Here is a 17,576-nt window from a genome sequence, read left to right as displayed (position 1 = left end):
CCAGATCCTTTACCTTTCACGCGCAGGCTCAAGCCAACCTCGGCCGCGCCGGATCAAACAACGGCCTCACATGCTGATAAAGCTCGCGAAACCCCTTCAATCGCTGCCGCAACATCTCATGCCGCTCGGAGTTCGGCGTGAACTCCTGCTTGATCTCGGGCTTGGCGAGCACCGTCGCCGGATCGCCGCCCGCCGCGAGCCACCCGAGCCGCGCCGCGCCGAGCGCCGCCCCGGTCTCGCCACCGCCGTGCGTGCGCGTCGGCGTATCGAACGCATCGGCAAACATCTGCGCCCAGTACGCGCTGCGTGCACCGCCGCCGAGCATCGACAACGCCCGCGCCTGCGTGCCCGCCGATTGCAGCGCATCCAGACCATCGGTCAAAGAAAGCGTCACGCCTTCGAGCACGGAATAGCCGAGCAACGCGCGATCGGTCGCATGCGTCATGCCGAAGAACACGCCCTGCGCGTACGGATCGTTGTGCGGCGTGCGCTCGCCGCTCAGATACGGCAGGAACAAAGGTGCGGAAGGCAGCACATCGGCGGGCAAGGCTTCGATTTCCGCGAGCAAGGTCGGCTCGTCCGTCGACGTCAGCTTGCACACCCAGCGCAGACAGCTCGCTGCCGACAAAACCACGCTCATCTGATGCCAGCGATCCGGAATCGCGTGACAGAACGCATGCACCGCCGATGCCGGATTCGGCCGGAAGCGATCGCCGATCACGCACAGCACGCCCGATGTGCCGAGCGAGAGAAAACCATCGCCCGGATCGGTCGCGCCGATACCCACCGCGCTCGCGGCATTGTCGCCGCCGCCCGCCGCGACGACCACGCCTGCGCCCAGGCCGAATTCGCGCGCGAGTTCCGGCCTCAGCGTGCCCGACGGCTCGCTGCCCTCGGCCAGCGATGGCATCTGCTGGCGCGACATACCGCACGCGGCGAGCAGCTCGTCGGACCAGTCGCGGCGCGCGACATCAAGCCAGAGCGTGCCCGCGGCATCGGATGGATCGGACACCTTCGTGCCCGTCAGATGCATCCGCAAATAATCCTTCGGCAAGAGCACGCACGCGGTCTGCTTGAAGATCTCGGGTTCGTTGTGCGCGACCCAGAGCAGCTTCGGCGCGGTGAAGCCCGGCATCGCGAGATTGCCGGCTATCTCGTGCAGATTCGGCGCGCGCTCGTAGAGTTCGGCGCACTCCTTGTCGCTGCGCATGTCGTTCCAGAGAATCGCGGGGCGCAGCACGTTGTCGTGAGAATCGAGCAGCACCGCGCCGTGCATCTGGCCCGAGAGGCCGATGCCGCGCACCTGCGCGAATTCATCGGGAAACTTCTCGCGCAGCTTGAAGAGCGCGGCGCGCGTGCCTTCCCACCAGTCGAGCGGATTCTGTTCCGACCAGCGCGGCTTCGGACGCGATACGGTGAACGGCGTGCCCGCCGTGCCGATGACGCTGCCGTCGCTCGCGAGCAGCAGAACTTTCACTTCGGAGGTGCCGAGGTCGATGCCTAAGTACATGAACGGACCCTTTGTCGTTGCCGGGATCGACCCGGCCAAAACCCAAGCGTGGCGCCAATGTAGCGGGAGGCGCTAATTTAACGCCACGCGAAGCGCCGCGCCATGGGCACATTACCCGAGCGACGCGGCGCTGGTTTGAACTCGCGTTTAGGACGGCGATAACACCGGGCTTATGGTCGGTTGGCAAGCCACGCATCGACCTTCGAAATCGCGTTGCGCATCACGCGCTCCAGACCCTCGGTCTGCGCCATGCTGCCCCACAGAAGCTTGTCGGCCGTGAACGCCTTGACCGGATCGGGCGCCGTGAAGAACGCATGCGCGACCGCCGGGTCCATCACGCCGTCCTGATAGGTGTAAGACAGCTTGCCTTCGTGCCAGCGTTCGAGAAAGCGGAAGAAGAGCGCGGGCAGGATGGCGGTCGAATCGGGATCGACGTTGCGCGTGAAGCATTCGGAGAGCGTCGGCGCGATGAAGCCCGGCAGCTTCGAGAAGCCGTCGGCCGCGACGCGCTGATTCGTGTCCTTGATGTACGGATTGCTGAAGCGATCGAGCACGACATCGCGATACTTCGCGAGATCGATCGGGCTGGGCGTGAGACAGGGGATCACGTCGTCGGTGACGTAGGCGTCCGCGAGCGCGCGAATCTCCAGGTCCTGCGTGCCTTCGTGGATGTATTGCAGCCCGACGAGCGTGCCCGCCCACGCGATGCAGCTATGGCTCGCATTGAGGATGCGGATCTTCGCTTCCTCGTACGGATGCACCGATTCGACCATCTCCGCGCCGACCTTCTCCCACGCGGGCCGCCCGGCGATGAAGTTGTCTTCGATCACCCACTGGATGAATTTCTCGCCCATCACCGGCGCTTTATCGTCGAAGCCCGTTGCGGCCTTCACGCGCTCGGCGACGTCGGGCGTCGGACGTGGCGTGATGCGATCGACCATCGCGTTCGGACAAGACGTGTTCGCGATCATCCAGTCGCGCAACGCGGTCTCGCCGCGCCGCTCCAGGAATTCGAGCATGCCCGCCTTGAAGCGGTCGCCGTTGCTGCGCAGGTTGTCGCAGTTCTGCAGCGACACCTTGCCCGCGCCGTTTTTCATGCGCGCGTCGAGGATGGCGGCGAGCGCGCCGTAGATGGTCGTCTTCGCGCCTTTCAGGTCGGCGGCGAGATCGGCGTTGGCGGTGTCGAGCTTGTCGTGCTCGTCGAGGTAATAACCGCCTTCCGTGACGGTGAACGACACGATCTTCGTCTTCGGGTCCGCGCCCGTCGCGATCAGTTCGTTCAGATCGGCGGACCACGGCACGACCTTTTTGATTGCGCGGATGGTCTCGTATTCGCGCTCTCCCTTGGGCGTGACGGTTTCGAGCGTGTACTCGCCGTTTTGCGCGGCGAGCGCATCGAGCACGGCGTTCATGTCGCCGCGAATATTGCCGACGGCGAGCGACCAGCTTTGATCTCCCGTCTCGTTCAGTCGATGCAGATACCACGCCTGATGCGCGCGATGAAAAGACCCGGCGCCGATGTGCAGGATCACGTTGGCTTCGCTAGTCATGTCGTCTCTTCCTTCTGATTGGCGGTGCGTCCGTTCTTCGCGGACGGCTGGTCGCGATGGCGCGCGAGGCGCTCAAGGCGGTGGAGGTGAGCATTTGCTCTATCGATGATCGAATGATCGTATTCGCCCGGACGAAAGTCAAGGCGCGATGCTTCCTGCGACGCCGCGCAATTTACGCGCCTCGCGGCGGGCGATCCGCCGTCGATGCGGGCGGCGTGGGAGCGCTGCGGCGCACAAATTTCTTCGCCGAAGACGGATCGGGAATAACCCGTATAGGCAACCCGACGGGCGATGAACGATGGTGTGTGGGTCAATTGCCTTTAAACATAGGCACGGAACGCGGGAGCGGAGACGTGAGGTCGCCCTGCGTGAGGGGCCTCTATAGGCGGCTCGACGATCAACGGGGTTGCGGCGGGTTTGCGTAATACGGGGTGATGCTACGGCTTGGCGGGTGGCTTTGTTTTTAGGATGCTTTGACGCGCGGCGGGGTTTTCGCCGGATCCCGTATTCGTGTCGGTCTATTGGCACTGCCCCTGTGCGGGGCGGCACCTACTTTCTTTGCTGCTGCAAAGAAAGTAGGCAAAGAAAGCAGCTCGTTTAAGCCCGCGGTCACACGCAGTTTGGCCATGCTTGCCAGCGGCCCGTGGCACTCGCCTAAGTGTCGCCTCCAAAGGCCCAATCGGGCTTGGCTCGCGCACGGTCTGACAAGCTAGTTGTTTTAGGGCGCTGGTTCAGCACGAAAGAGCTTCGGCACAGCGCTACGCGCTGCCGTTGGGTATGCGAGGGAAACCATCGAGAAGAGGCGCACGCGGACCCGATTAACCGGTCGGCCGCGTAGCGGGCCGGAGCTCTTTGGTGCTGAACCAGTTTGTTGAGTGGTGCGATGTGTCGGACCGTGCGCGGTCCAAGTCCTTGTCTGCTTGCGGGGGCACTCGCTACAGCCGGGCCATTAGGCCAATCGCCTGTGCCGCGGCCGGCGTGAAGTGCTTAGGCTGGGGAAAGCTGTTTCTTTGGTTACTTTCTTTGCAGCAGCAAAGAAAGTGACTGCCGCCCCGCACAGGGGCAGTGCTAATAGACCGACACGCTAACGGGATCCAGCGAAGAAAAACCCCTACCGCCCATGAAACGCCGGATGCGCATCAAACACCGGCCCCTGCACGAAGTGCACATCAAACTGCTGCAACGCATTGAACTGCGCTTCATCACCGACATTGGAAAAGATGAGCGGAATCTTCAACCGATTCGCATACCCCACAAGATGCTTCACAACAGAATCGCGTAATGCCGCGCCGGCATCCATCTTGATGAAATCGAGCCGCGCCATATCCGACACCGCCATGATCTGTCCGGCATTGGGCAGATTCCCTGCGACCTTGAACCCGTAACGCTGATAGCTCTTGGTGAGATAACCAAGAAACGTCTTGTGAGCGACCGCCGCAGCCGGCAACTCGATCACCACGCGCGACGGGCTCAGCCCGAACTCCATCAGCACCGAAGAGAAATGCAGCCCGTGGTCGTACTTCACGCTTTTCAACAGCCGCTCGTGCACACGCAAAAACAAAAGCCCCGGCCGATGCGGCCCGAAGAAATTGAACGCATGCACCGCGCGCGATAGCCGGTCGAGCGCGACCAGCTCGCGATCGTCTTCGAGTTGCCCGAACGGGTCGCGCGGGGCATCGCCCTGAATCAGCGTCAATGCCTGTACGCCGAGTTCATCGCCGAAACGCTCGGCGCTCTCCGGCGACGCGCTCAATGTCTGCGGAAAGCTATGCGTGCCGACATCGAAGATCGGCTCGTAAGCGCTCGAAATGCACAGATCGCGGTAACGCGCGATGGCCTCGCCGGCATGCTCGTTTTGACCAAGCGCGACATGCGCGCCGAGAAACGGATGTTCCGCGGCGCGGGCGACAAGTTCAGGCAAGGACGGGGCGATCATGGATGGCGCATTCGTGTCGTGAGGCGTGCCGTACCAGGCGATTTTCATTGGAAGGATCGATGGTATCAGCGCGCAACACCGCGTCCAGCACCAAATTCACATATTGATATGCCGAAGGAAGCGCGTCGATTAAGGGTTTACGAGAAATTTCACTAATCGTAATTGGTTTTACCATGCGTAAAACGCGATGACAGCGTGCCGCGCTCGCCGTCGTCGCCTGACCTGTCGTACTTTTCGTCGAGGATTTCGACCATGCCAACGTTCGAGACGCATACGGACGCGAATCAGCACTATCAATCCGGCTTCGCCAACGACTTCGCCACCGAGGCGCTGCCGGGCGCGCTGCCGATCGGCCGCAACTCGCCGCAGCGCGCGGCGTACGGTCTGTATGCCGAGCAGCTTTCGGGCACGGCGTTCACCGCGCCGCGCGCCCACAATCGCCGCTCGTGGCTCTATCGCATCCGTCCCGGCGCCGTGCACAAGCCGTTCACCCGCGTTCCCGCCGACGCGTTGCGCGCGAAGCTCGTCGGCAATTTCGCCGATGTGCCGCCGACGCCGCCCAACCAGCTTCGCTGGGACCCCCTGCCGATGCCCGCCGCGCCGACCGATTTCATCGACGGCTGGGTGACGATGGCCGGCAACGGCGCCGCCGAATCGATGAGCGGCTGCGCGATTCATCTCTACGCCGCGAACCGGTCGATGCAGGACCGCTTCTTCTATAACAGCGACGGCGAACTGCTGATCGTGCCGCAGCAAGGCCGCCTCGCGATTTCGACGGAACTCGGCAAGCTGGACGTCGAACCGTTTGAAATCGCGGTGATTCCGCGCGGCGTGCGCTTTTCCGTTGCGCTGCCCGATGGCGACGCGCGCGGCTATATCTGCGAGAACTTCGGCGCGCTCTTGCAGTTGCCCGATCTCGGTCCTATCGGCTCGAACGGGCTCGCGAATCCGCGCGACTTCCTCACGCCGCAGGCCGCCTATGAAGACCGCGAGGGCAAGTTCGAGCTGGTCACGAAGATGAACGGCGTGCTGTGGCGCGCGGACATCGGCCATTCGCCGCTCGATGTCGTCGCGTGGCACGGCAACTACGCGCCGTACAAGTACGACTTGCGCCACTTCAACACGATCGGCTCGATCAGCTTCGATCATCCCGATCCGTCGATCTTCCTCGTGCTGCAATCGCCGAGCGACACGCCGGGCGTCGACACGATCGACTTCGTGATCTTCCCGCCGCGCTGGCTCGCGGCCGAGGATACGTTCCGTCCGCCGTGGTTCCATCGCAATGTCGCGAGCGAGTTCATGGGTCTCGTGCACGGCGTCTACGATGCGAAGGCCGAAGGCTTCGTGCCGGGCGGCGCGAGTCTGCACAACTGCATGTCGGGACATGGGCCGGATGCCGGGACGTTCGAGAAGGCATCGGCGAGCGATACCTCGAAGCCCGCGAAGGTCGACGCCACGATGGCCTTCATGTTCGAGACGCGCACCCTCATCAAGCCGACGCAGTTCGCGCTCGAAACCGCGCAACTGCAGGCGAACTACTACGAATGCTGGCAAGGCCTCACGAAACACTTCAACCCGGAGCAACGATGAACGACGCGCTGAAGGCCACACTCGCGCCTGCCCTGAAGAGCTGGATCGAATCCGCGAACGATCCTGCAAGCGACTTCCCGATCCAGAACCTGCCGTTCGGCATTTTCAGCGACGCGGTGCGCGCGCAGCCGCGTGCGGGCGTCGCGATCGGCGACTGGATCGTCGATCTGGCCGCGCTCGAACGGGCGAATCTCCTCGATGCGCACGGCACGTTCGACAAGCCGCGTCTGAACGACTTCATCGCGCTCGGACGCGAGACATGGCGCGACGTGCGCATCGCGCTGTCCGCCTTGCTCGCGCAGGGCAACGCGACACTGCGCGACGACGAAGCGCTGCGCCGCCACGCGCTCGTGCCGCGCGCCGGCGCGACGCTGCATCTGCCGGTGGAGATTCCGGGCTACACGGATTTCTATTCGTCGAAGGAGCACGCGACCAATGTCGGCTCGATGTTCCGCGATCCGAAGAACGCGCTGTTGCCGAACTGGTCGGAGATGCCGATCGGCTATAACGGGCGCGCTTCGTCGGTGGTCGTGAGCGGCACGCCGGTGCGTCGGCCGAACGGACAGATCAAGTTGCCGAACGAGGATCGCCCGATCTACGGCGCGTGCCGCAAGCTGGATATCGAGCTGGAGACGGGCTTCATCATCGGTCGCGGCAATGCGCTCGGCGAGCCGATCGCGTGCGAGGACGCCGAGGCGCATATCTTCGGCATGGTGCTGCTGAACGACTGGAGCGCGCGCGATATCCAGCAATGGGAATACGTGCCGCTCGGGCCGTTCAATTCGAAGGGATTCGCGACGACCATCTCGCCGTGGATCGTCACGCTCGATGCGCTCGAGCCGTTCCGCACCGCGACGCCTGCGCAGGAGCCGGAGCCGCTCGCGTATTTGCGTCATGAAGGCGATCATGCGTTCGACATCGAGCTGGAAGTGACGCTAAGGGCCGAAGGCGTGCAAAAGCCGACGATCCTTTCGCGCACCAACTTCAGGCTGATGTACTGGTCGATGGCGCAGCAGCTCGCGCATCACACGGTCGGCGGATGCAATACGCGCGTCGGCGATCTGATGGGCTCAGGGACGATCAGCGGGCCGACGCCCGAGTCGTGCGGCAGCCTGCTCGAGAGTACCTGGAACGGGCAGCGGCCCGTGAAGCTGGAAGACGGCGGCGAGCGCGTGTTTTTGCATGATGGTGATGAGGTTACCCTACGAGGGTGGTGTCAGGGGGAAGGGTTTCGGGTTGGGTTTGGCGATTGCGCCGGGCAGGTTTTGGCAGCGCGGGATTGAGGTTTGTTCTTTTCGCCGGATCCCGGGTTCGCGGTGGTCTATTAGCACTGCCCCTCCCCGGGGCGGGGGTCACTTTCTTTGCTGCTGCAAAGAAAGTAACCAAAGAAAGCAGCTCGTTAAGGCCCAAGGTCACACGCAGTTTGGCCATGCTTGCCAGCCCGCGGCGGCACTCGCCTAAGTGTCGCCCTCGAAGGACTAACCGGGCTTGGCTCGCGCACGGTCTGACGAGCTATAAGTTTTAGCGCGCTGGTTCAGCACCGAATAGCTTCGGCACAGCGCTACGCGCTGCCGTGGGGTCTGCAGGGGAAACCATCGAAGAAGCACGCGCAGACCCGACTAACCCATCGGCCGCGTAGCGGGCTGGAGCTATTTGGTGCTGAACCAGTGAAGCACGCGGCGCGATGTGGCAGACCGTGCGCGGTCCAAGCCCCGCGAGACCTACGAGGGCACTCGCTACAGCCGGGCCATTAGGCCAATCGCCTGTGCCGCGGCCGGTGTGAAGTGCTTAGGCTGGGGATAGCTGTTTCTTTGGTTACTTTCTTTGCAGCAGCAAAGAAAGTGACTGCCGCCCCGCACAGGGGCAGAGCCAATAGACCGACACGAAAACGGGATCCGGCAAAAACCTTCGCATCCCATACCAACCCCAACCCCTACCGCGAGAAACGAGTCGCGTCGCTGCGCCGCTCCCACCAAACCGCGACCAGAAACGCACCCGCGGCCACGGTCAGCACACCAATCAACGCATCAGCGCCGACGCGCTGCATCAGCGTCCCGGCGATCATCGGCCCGCCGAAGCTCGCCACGCTCCAAGATGCGCCGACGATAGCCGTCGCCGACACGAGCATCGGACCGCGAAAGCGTTCGCCGCACGCGACGATCGACAGCGTGTAGATGCTGCCCGCCGCCGCACCGATCACGAAGAGCAGCGGCCAGCAGATCCACGGATGCGACATCGCCCAAGGCAGCAGCGGCAAAAGCACAACCACAACGACGCCCGCGCCCGCATGCACCTTCGCGCGCCCGATGCGATCGGCGAGCCAGCCGATGGGAAACTGCATCGTCGTGTCGCCCAGCAGGATCGCCGAGGCGAACAGCACGCCGACATCCTCGCCAATGCCGTGCGACATCGCGAAGAGCGGCATCAGCGAGAGCGCGAGCGTATCGAAGAGGGCGAAAAAGCCCGTGCCGATCACGAGCGCCGGCATGCGCGGCAGCACCTGCCGCCAGTCGCCATGTTCGTCGTCACCGCCGCCGGAAGCGAGCGACTGCGGCGTACCGCGTATCGACGCGAGCACGGGCAACGCCAGCAGAAAAATCGCGCCGCAGATCGCAAAGCGCATCGAATGCAGTCCGCCGATCACGCTGACGAGCACCGGACCCGTCATCTGGAAGAGGGTGAAGTTGGTCGCGTAGATCGCGACGACGCGGCCGCGCGTCGAATCGTCGGCGAGTTGCGTGACCCACGCCTCGCCGATCGTGAAGAGCAGCATCAGCGCAGCGCCGCACAGAAAGCGCAGCACCGCCCACAGCCACAGATCGACGGTGAACTGCATCGCGATGGTCGAGAGCGCCGCGACGATCACCGTGCCGACGATCGTCTCGCGCGCGCCGCAACGCGCGGCGACGCGGCTCGCGAACGGCGCGACGGCGAGTCCGCCGCCCGCCTGCATCGCCGTCATCAGCCCGACGATGCCGGTGCCGTAACCCGCCTGCACGAGCGCGAGCGCGGTCAACGGCAACGTCGCGCCCAGGCCGAGGCCCACCACCGCGACGCTCAGGATCAGCGCGAGAAAGTCACGCGAGAGGATGCCCTTCATGCAGCGTGGCGCTCGCCGGAAATCAGGCGGCCTGTCCGATCGAAAGACGGCGCGCACGCTTGTCGAGCGTCGCCGACACCAGCGTGAGGCCGAACGCGCTCGCCGCCATCAGAATGCCGACCCACGGCAGCGACGTGAGCGGCGCGCCCGCGCTGATCACGCAGCCGCCGAGCCACGCGCCCGTCGCGTTGCCGAGATTGAACGCGCCCTGATTCAACGTCGATGCGAGATTGGGCGCATCGCTCGCGCGATTCACGATCAGCATCTGCAGCGGCGGCACGATCGCGAACGCGAGCACGCCCCAGAAGAAGATCGTGATCATCGCTAAGACGGGTTCGTGCATCGTGCCGGCGAAGATCGTCAGGATCGCGACGATCGCGAGCAGGAACGTCAGCAGCGAGCGCAGCAGCTTCCAGTCCGCGAGCTTGCCGCCGAGCGTGCTGCCGACCGTGAGGCCGAGACCGAAGAGCAGCAGCACGTACGTGACCGCGTGCGGCGAAAAGCCGGTGACGTCTTCGAGAATCGGCGTGATATACGTGAACACCGAGAAAAGACTGGCCGACGCCAATACGCTGATGCCGAGGACCATCAGCACTTGCGGATTCTTGAGCACGTCGAATTCGCGCAGGATGCTCGTGTCGCGCATCTCGATGTGCTTCGGCAGGCACACGGCGAGCGCGCCCGCCGCCGCAATGCCGATCAGCGTGACGACCCAGAACGTCGAGCGCCAGCCGGCAGCCTGGCCGAGCGCCGTGCCGAGCGGCACGCCGAGCACATTGGCGAGCGTGAGTCCGGTGAACATCAGCGCGATGGCCTGCGCGCGGCGGTTCGGCGCGACGAGATCGGCGGCGACCACCGAGCCGATGCCGAAGAACGCGCCGTGGCAGAACGCGGTGACGATGCGCGCGCCCATCAGCACCCAGTAATTCGGCGCCAGCGCGCACAGCATATTGCCGACGATGAACACGCCGATCAGGCTCATCAGCGCCTTCTTGCGCGGCATCTTGGCCGTGATCACCGCCAGAATCGGCGCGCCCACCGTGACGCCGAGCGCGTAGCCGGATACGAGCATGCCCGCCGCCGGGATCGTCACCGCGAGATCGCGCGCGACGTTGGGCAACAGGCCCATGATGACGAATTCGGTCGTGCCGATGCCGAACGCGGCAATGGCGAGAGCGAAAAGAGGCAGAGGCATGGTGGAGGCGGACGAAGTGTCACGTCTGGGCGCATCGTCGGATTGAGCGATGCAGGCGCCGAGGCGGAGTTGAAGGCTCGGATTGTACCGAAAGGTAATTTTCGATGCTGGTATAAACCCTGATAAGCGTCGGCCCGCAACACGCCGCGCCTGAACGGATATTCTTTTGCACGCGGCGACGGCGCACGGCTCTTGCCGATGCGACGCCGCCATGCGTCAGATGTTTCCGGTAACACCCTCGCGGCCGCGCATTCCTTGCGCGTCGCGGGCGCCGGAGAGTGTTGGAAAAACGCTGCAACTATCGAACGAAAATGTCACCGACAAAAATCTGTATCCGCTTCGCGCTCGCATCCACGATGCTCCTCGGCGCACTCGCGCACGCCCAGAGCGACGCCGCCGGCCCCATCGCCACAGAGGCGGGCGCGCTGCATTTCCTGCGCGACGAATCCGGCATGGCCGCGCTCATCGGCACCCAGGTGTTCGATCGCTTCGACGCGAAGCGCATCGCGCATTTCGATGAGACCTCCGGCGCGAGCGACACCGTCACGCGCATGCTCGTGCAATCCGACACCGGCCCCGTGCTCTACGATTTCCGCCGCAATCCGCCGCTCGTGCAACGCGTGAGTCAGCGCATGACCGTCAGGCGCGTGTTCTGGCAGGGCGAGGAAGTGGTGATGCAGTCGAACCTCGGCTGGTTCGGCTTCCAGCGCGGCAAGCTCACGAAGCTGCAATCGTCGACGACGATCTATCACTGACCGGAAACACGCGCTCGCCGGCGATCACGTACAGCGCTTCGGCGCGCACTTCGCCGTTCACCTCGAAGCCGCCGGTGAACGCGCCGAACGCGGGCAGCACGCCCGCGCGCGCGCCGAAGCGAAAGCACGGCAGCCGCACGCTGTCGATGCGCGTCGCGAGCCGGTAGACCGGGTGTTCGTGTCCGGCGAGCGCGTAGGCGCCATCGACCGTCTGCGGATGATGACAAAGCGCCCACGGTCCGAGCGCGTGCGGTTCCTTCACGACATCGACGCCGAACATGGCGGGCAGCGCGCCCGCGTGTTTGTCGTGATTGCCTTCGACCAGCACGAGTTCCAGCGCGCGATGTCTTGCGCGCCACGCGGCCAGCGCGTCGAGCGTTTCGTCCGCGTGCGATTCGCGCGCGTGCAGCAGATCGCCGAGAAAGACGATCGATTCCGGCCGATGCGCCGCGACGAGCGCATCGAGCCGCGCGAGGCTCTCGCCGGTCGTGCCGACGGGCACCGGAATGCCGCGCGCGCGGAACACGGCGTCCTTGCCGAAATGCGCATCGGCGATGAAGAGCGTGTTCAGACGCGGATCGAACGCCGCGCGATCCGCGGAGAGCACGAGCGCGTGGCCGTTGATATCGATGGTCAGGGCTTCGATGGCCATTTATCCCTTTGCCGCCTTCTCCAGATCCGCGAGCATGCGCTCGACGCGATCCGACAGCTTCTCCGTGCTCACCTTTTCCCGCAAGCGCGCGACGATCAGAGGGAACGCGAAGGGCGTCGGCTTCTTCGGGTGCATGAGCGCGAGTCGGCTCTCGCTCATGCGCTGCAACGCCGCGCGGATGCGGCCCAGCTCCAGTTCCTGCAGCATCACTTCCTGATCCGCCTGCGCGAGCAGCAGATTGTCGCTGTCGTGTTTGCGGAAAACTTCGTAGAACAGTCCGCTCGACGCCTGCAACTGGCGCGCGCTTTTCTGTTGTCCCGGATGGCCCTGATAAATCAGCCCCGACACGCGTGCGATTTCCCGAAAACGCCGCGCCGAGAGTTCGGATGCGTTCAGACTCGCCAGAATGTCGTGCTCCAGATTCTCCGGCGAAAAGAGCCCTTCCGCGATGAGCGTCTCCCAGTCGAACGGCCGTGCCGACAGCAGCTCGAAGCCGTAGTCGTTCATCGAAATGGAGAACGTGCCGGGCTGATCGCGTGAAGCTCGCCAGCCGAGCAGTGATCCCAGACCGATATGCGCCATGCGTCCCGCGAACGGATAACAGAAGAAGTGATGACCTTCGCGCGAGCGCACCAGTTCGACGACCAGCACGCCCGGCCCCGGCAGCGCCGACCACTTCGCCTGCAGGTCGAGCAGCGGCCTCACGGCGCGCATTTCGGGCTCGTCGTAGATGCCGTCGTTGGCGCGCGCGAGCATCACGAGCGCGGCGTCCGCGAGTTCCGACGAGAGCGGCATCTTGCTGCCCGCCCATTGCGGCATCGCACCGCGCGATGAACTCGCGCGCTTCACGTAGGCGGTCATGTCGCGCACGCGCACGAGTTCGAGCGCGCGTCCGCCGAAGGTGAAGACATCGCCGGGTTTCAGACGCGAGATGAACGACTCCTCCATCGCGCCGATGCGCCCGCCCGTCATATACGCCACGTTGATGGTTGCGTTCGCGACGATCGTCCCGACGTTGTTGCGATGGCGGCGCACGAGATCCTCGCGCGGCACGCGATACACGCCGTCATCGCCCTTCACGACGCGATGAAAGTCCGGATACGCCCCGAGCGATGCGCCGCCGCGCTCGACGAACGTGAGCGCCCAATTGAACTCGGGCTCCGTCAGATCGCGATACGCATACGCCGTGCGGACTTCGTCGAGCATCGCGGCAGACGTGAAGCCGCCGCCGATCGCCACCGTCACGAGATGCTGCACGAGCACGTCGAGCGGTTTCAAAGGCATGTCGCGGCCTTCGATGCGGCGTTCCTCGATCGCCCAGCGCGCCGCCGCTGCTTCGACGAGTTCGAGCGCGTGCGTCGGCACGATCGTCACGCGCGACACGCGGCCCGGCGCGTGGCCGGAGCGTCCCGCGCGCTGCATGAGCCGCGCGACGCCCTTCGGCGAGCCGATCTGGAACACCCGATCGACCGGCAGAAAATCGACGCCCAGATCGAGACTCGACGTGCACACGACCGCCTTCAGTTGCCCGTTCTTAAGACCCAGTTCCACCCAGTCGCGCACTTCCTTGTCGAGCGAGCCGTGATGCAACGCGAGCAGACCGGCCCATTCCGGCCGCAATTCGAGCAGCGCGCGATACCAGATTTCCGATTGCGAGCGCGTGTTGGTGAAGACGAGCGAGCTTTGCGCATGCTCGATTTCATCGGCGACGGGCCCGACTTGGCGCACGCCGAGATGCCCGCCCCACGGAAAGCGCTCGATGGTTTCCGGAATCAGCGTATCGACGACGAGCGTCTTCGGCTGCGCGCCGCGCACGACCACGCGCGGCGTCTTCACGGGATGCAGCAGCGCATCGTGCGCGAGGGCGAGATTGCCGAGCGTCGCGGACAAGCCCCAGATCTGCAAGTCCGGCCGCCAGCGCGCGAGCCGCGCGATCGCGAGTTGCGTCTGCGTGCCGCGTTTGTTGCCGAGCAACTCGTGCCATTCATCGACGACGATCATGCGCAGGTGCTTCAGTTCCTCCTGCGCATTGGCGCGCGTCAGCATCAGCGTGAGGCTTTCGGGCGTCGTCACGAGCGCGGAGGGCATGCGTCGACTCTGACGCGCGCGTTCCGTCGATGACGTGTCGCCGGTACGCAGTCCGACCGTCCACGGCACGGACAGCGCAGTCACCGCGTTTTGCAGCGCGCGGGCGCTGTCGGCGGCGAGCGCGCGCATCGGCGTGATCCAGAGAACGGTCAGCGGCGCGGGCAGCGCGTTCGGTTTCGGCGGCGCGTGGGCGTAGGCGGCGAGTGCGCCGAGCCACACGGCCCAAGTCTTGCCCGCGCCGGTCGTCGCGTGAAGCAGGCCGCTCGCGCCGCGTGCTATCTCGCGCCACGCTTCGCGCTGAAACTCGAACGGCTGCCAGCCGCGCTCGTCGAACCAGCGCGCGATGCGTGCATCGATCGGCGTCGCGGCCTGCGTCGCGTCGTAGGCGAAGGGCGCGGGCGTGAACGAATCGGCGGCTGCATCGAGCTTCGCCTGCGCCGCTCGCGTGCGCGGTATGCGGCGGGGACGCGGCGCGCGCCGCTTTTCCTTGTCCTTGTCCGATGGCTCGGGCGCGCTCATGCCGTCGCCTCGTTCAGAAAGCCCTTGAGCATGTCGAGCGTATCGGCGTCTTCGATCTTCTTGTCGGTGCGCCAGCGCAACATGCGCGGAAAGCGCACCGCGATGCCCGATTTGTGCCGCGGGCTCGCCTGGATTCCTTCGAAGCCGATCTCGAAGACGAGCGTCGGCGTGACGCTGCGCACCGGTCCGAACTTCTCGATGGTCGTCTTGCGCACGATCGCATCGACCTGGCGCATTTCTTCGTCGGTGAGTCCGGAATAGGCCTTCGCGAACGGCACGAGCGTGCGCGCGCCGTCCGCTTCGTCCCAGACGGCGAAGGTGAAATCCGTGTAGAGACTCGCGCGCCGTCCGTGGCCGCGTTGTGCGTAGAGCAGCACGGCATCGATCGCATACGGATCGATCTTCCACTTCCACCACGTGCCCGACGCCTTCGTGCGCCCGACGCCGTACATCGACGCGCGTTCCTTCAGCATCAATCCTTCGACGCCACGCGCGCGGCTTTCGTCGCGCAACGCGCCGAGCGCTTCCCAGTCCGATGCGACGACCATCGGCGATACGCGCAGCACATCGACCGCGAGCGACGACGCGAGCGCATCCAGGCGGGCGCGTCGTTCGTGCAGCGGCGCCGTGCGCAGATCGCGGCCATCGGCTTCGAGCAGATCGTAGGCGAGCAGCGCGGCGGGCGAATCGGCGAGCACCTTTTTGGTGAGCGACTTGCGCGTGATGCGAGGCTGCAGGCGCGCGAACGGCAGCGGCGCGTTCGCGCCCGGCTCCCACGCGAGAATCTCGCCGTCGATCACGGTGCCGTCGGGCAGCGCGGCGCCGAGCGATGCGAGCTCGGGAAAGCGCTCCGTGACGAGATCCTCGCCGCGCGACCAGATCCACACGCGGCCCGCGCGCTTCACGAGCTGCGCGCGTATGCCGTCCCATTTCCATTCGACGATCCAGTCGCCGGGCGAGCCGAGCGTCGCCGGATCGGCCTGCAGAGGATGCGCGAGGAAGAACGGAAAGGGCAGGCCGATATCGCTTTCGTGGGGCGTATCGACATCGTCGCCTTCAGCGGCCGGTGCGATCAGCCGCAGATATCGGGCCGCGCTCGGCGCCTGCCGGGAATCGGTCCAGCCGACCATGCGTTGCGCGATGCGCTTGTGATCCACACCCGCGACTTCGGCCAGCGCCCGCACGACGAGCTGCCGCGCGACGCCCACGCGAAAGCCGCCGCCGATCAGCTTCGTCAGCAGAAAGCGCTCGCTCCAGTTCAGCTCGTCCCAGTAGCTCAGAAGCTTGTCGCGCAACTCGGCCGGGTTCGCGCCGCGCAACGTCAGCACGCGTTCCTCGATCCACTGCGCGAGCCCGAGCGACGATTCGCCCGACGCAGGCGGCAGCACATGCGCGATGGTTTCCGCGAGATCGCCGACCGCCTGATAGGACTCCTCGAAAAGCCACTCCGGCAGGCCCGCGCGCTCGCGGGCGAATTCGACGAGCAGGCGCGTGGGGACCGACTGGCGCGGCTTGCCGCCCGCGAGAAAGTACGACGCCCACGCCGCATCTTCGGGCTGCGCGCCGGAGAAATACGCGATCAGCGCTTCGAGCTTTTCGTTGGTCGATGTCGTCGCATCGAGCGCGGCGTAGAGCGTCGCGAAGCGCTTCATGATGCCTCGGCAGTGTCGGCTTCGACGGCATCGTCGCCGTATTCGGTCTTGAACGCGCCCGCGTCCAGTCCCTGCTCGCAGAGCCAGCGCACCATCGGCTCGATCTGGCCATGCGTGACGATCACGCGTTGCGCGCCCGTCGCACCAATCGCGAGTTGCAGGCCGGGCCAGTCGGCGTGATCCGAGAGCACGAAGCCGCGATCGACGCCCTTGCGCCGCCGCGTGCCGCGCAGGCGCATCCAGCCGGACGCGAAGGCGTCGCTGTAATCGCCGAAGCGGCGCATCCAGGTGCTGCCTTGCGCCGACGGCGGCGCGACGATCAGCGCGCCCTTGAAGGCGGCCTTGTCCTTCGCGGCGATTTCGCTGACGAGGCGCGTCTGCGGCAGCGCGACGCCCGCCTGTGCGTACGCGCGATTGAGCGGCTCGACCGCGCCGTGGCAGAAGATCGGACCGATCGCCGCATCGACGCTCGCCAGCACGCGTTGCGCCTTGCCGAACGAATAGCAGAACAGCACCGACGCGCGCCCCTGCGCCGCGTTGTGCCGCCACCACGAGTCGATGCCGTCGAAGACGTCGCGGGAGGTGTCCCATCGGTAGATCGGCAAGCCGAAGGTCGATTCGGTGATGAACGTATCGCAGCGCACGGGCTCGAACGGCGCGCAGGTCGGATCGGGCTCGACCTTGTAATCGCCGGACGCCACCCACACGCGCCCCTTGTATTCGACACGCACCTGCGCCGAGCCGAGCACGTGTCCCGCCGGATGCAGCGACACGCGCACGCCGTTCACGTCGATCGCTTCGCCATAAGCGAGGCCTTGCAGATCGATGCCCGGCAGCCTCGACAGCAATACGCCGATGCCCGCTTCGGCCGCGAGATAGTGCGCGTGGCCGAAGCGCGCATGATCCGCGTGCGCATGCGTGATGACCGCGCCTTCGACGGGCCGCCAAGGGTCGATATGGAAGTTGCCCGGCACACAGAAAAGCCCTTCGGGCCGCGCGACGATGAGATCGGAAGAAGTGTCCACTGAT

General features: G+C 65.2%; 12 protein-coding genes. 3 read left to right on the top strand and 9 right to left on the bottom strand.

Features of this window, described 5'->3' with window-relative positions; all coding sequences use genetic code 11:
- Positions 1-28: 28 nt before the first annotated feature.
- The 3 genes from xylB to ACEN42_RS12695 form a co-directional block, all read right to left on the bottom strand.
- Entirely contained in the window at positions 29-1,510 is a 1,482-nt protein-coding gene (gene xylB / locus ACEN42_RS12705) for a xylulokinase (RefSeq protein ID WP_035497860.1), read from the bottom strand.
- A gap of 170 nt (positions 1,511-1,680) precedes the next feature.
- Entirely contained in the window at positions 1,681-3,060 is a 1,380-nt protein-coding gene (dalD, locus tag ACEN42_RS12700; protein ID WP_371880124.1) for a D-arabinitol 4-dehydrogenase, read from the bottom strand.
- 1,111 nt (positions 3,061-4,171) lie between these two features.
- A complete protein-coding gene (locus ACEN42_RS12695; RefSeq protein WP_187607396.1) occupies positions 4,172-4,996 on the bottom strand; it encodes an EAL domain-containing protein in 825 nt (274 codons plus the stop codon).
- 252 nt (positions 4,997-5,248) lie between these two features.
- Here ACEN42_RS12695 and hmgA point away from each other — a divergent pair, with 252 nt between their 5' ends.
- Both hmgA and fahA read left to right on the top strand, forming a co-directional pair.
- Complete coding sequence (hmgA, locus tag ACEN42_RS12690) at positions 5,249-6,586, top strand: homogentisate 1,2-dioxygenase (RefSeq protein WP_238209900.1); 1,338 nt, start codon at positions 5,249-5,251, stop codon at positions 6,584-6,586.
- Positions 6,583-7,869: a fumarylacetoacetase gene (gene fahA / locus ACEN42_RS12685; protein ID WP_371880123.1), complete on the top strand. Its 1,287-nt coding sequence runs from the start codon at positions 6,583-6,585 to the stop codon at positions 7,867-7,869. Before hmgA ends, fahA begins: the two co-directional genes overlap by 4 nt.
- A 650-nt stretch (positions 7,870-8,519) precedes the next feature.
- On the opposite strand, the gene ACEN42_RS12680 is transcribed toward fahA, so the two are convergent.
- Positions 8,520-9,686 (bottom strand): MFS transporter, encoded by a 1,167-nt coding sequence (locus ACEN42_RS12680; protein WP_371880122.1) that lies wholly within the window; start codon positions 9,684-9,686, stop codon positions 8,520-8,522.
- A gap of 22 nt (positions 9,687-9,708) precedes the next feature.
- Positions 9,709-10,881: an MFS transporter gene (locus ACEN42_RS12675; RefSeq protein WP_371880121.1), complete on the bottom strand. Its 1,173-nt coding sequence runs from the start codon at positions 10,879-10,881 to the stop codon at positions 9,709-9,711.
- A 311-nt stretch (positions 10,882-11,192) separates the two neighbouring features.
- On the opposite strand from ACEN42_RS12675, the gene ACEN42_RS12670 reads away from it, so the two are divergent.
- Positions 11,193-11,636, top strand: coding sequence for a hypothetical protein (locus tag ACEN42_RS12670; protein WP_371880120.1), 444 nt, complete (start codon positions 11,193-11,195; stop codon positions 11,634-11,636).
- On the opposite strand, the gene pdeM is transcribed toward ACEN42_RS12670, so the two are convergent.
- From pdeM to ACEN42_RS12650, 4 genes are read right to left on the bottom strand one after another with little or no spacing between them, the layout of a single operon-like run.
- A complete protein-coding gene (gene pdeM, locus ACEN42_RS12665) occupies positions 11,599-12,288 on the bottom strand; it encodes a ligase-associated DNA damage response endonuclease PdeM (protein ID WP_371880119.1) in 690 nt (229 codons plus the stop codon). The two genes, ACEN42_RS12670 and pdeM, sit on opposite strands and share 38 nt — an antisense overlap.
- Positions 12,289-14,895: a ligase-associated DNA damage response DEXH box helicase gene (locus tag ACEN42_RS12660; RefSeq protein ID WP_371880118.1), complete on the bottom strand. Its 2,607-nt coding sequence runs from the start codon at positions 14,893-14,895 to the stop codon at positions 12,289-12,291.
- Positions 14,892-16,547: an ATP-dependent DNA ligase gene (locus tag ACEN42_RS12655; RefSeq protein WP_187607355.1), complete on the bottom strand. Its 1,656-nt coding sequence runs from the start codon at positions 16,545-16,547 to the stop codon at positions 14,892-14,894. Before ACEN42_RS12655 ends, ACEN42_RS12660 begins: the two co-directional genes overlap by 4 nt.
- Entirely contained in the window at positions 16,544-17,572 is a 1,029-nt protein-coding gene (locus ACEN42_RS12650; protein WP_371880117.1) for a ligase-associated DNA damage response exonuclease, read from the bottom strand. The genes ACEN42_RS12655 and ACEN42_RS12650 overlap by 4 nt, the downstream gene beginning before the upstream one ends.
- Between the last annotated feature and the right edge of the window lie 4 nt (positions 17,573-17,576).

The sequence above is a fragment of the Caballeronia sp. S22 genome (genome assembly GCF_964261745.1).
Lineage (GTDB): Bacteria > Pseudomonadota > Gammaproteobacteria > Burkholderiales > Burkholderiaceae > Caballeronia > Caballeronia jiangsuensis.
This window is presented reverse-complemented; position numbering and strand designations above follow the sequence as displayed.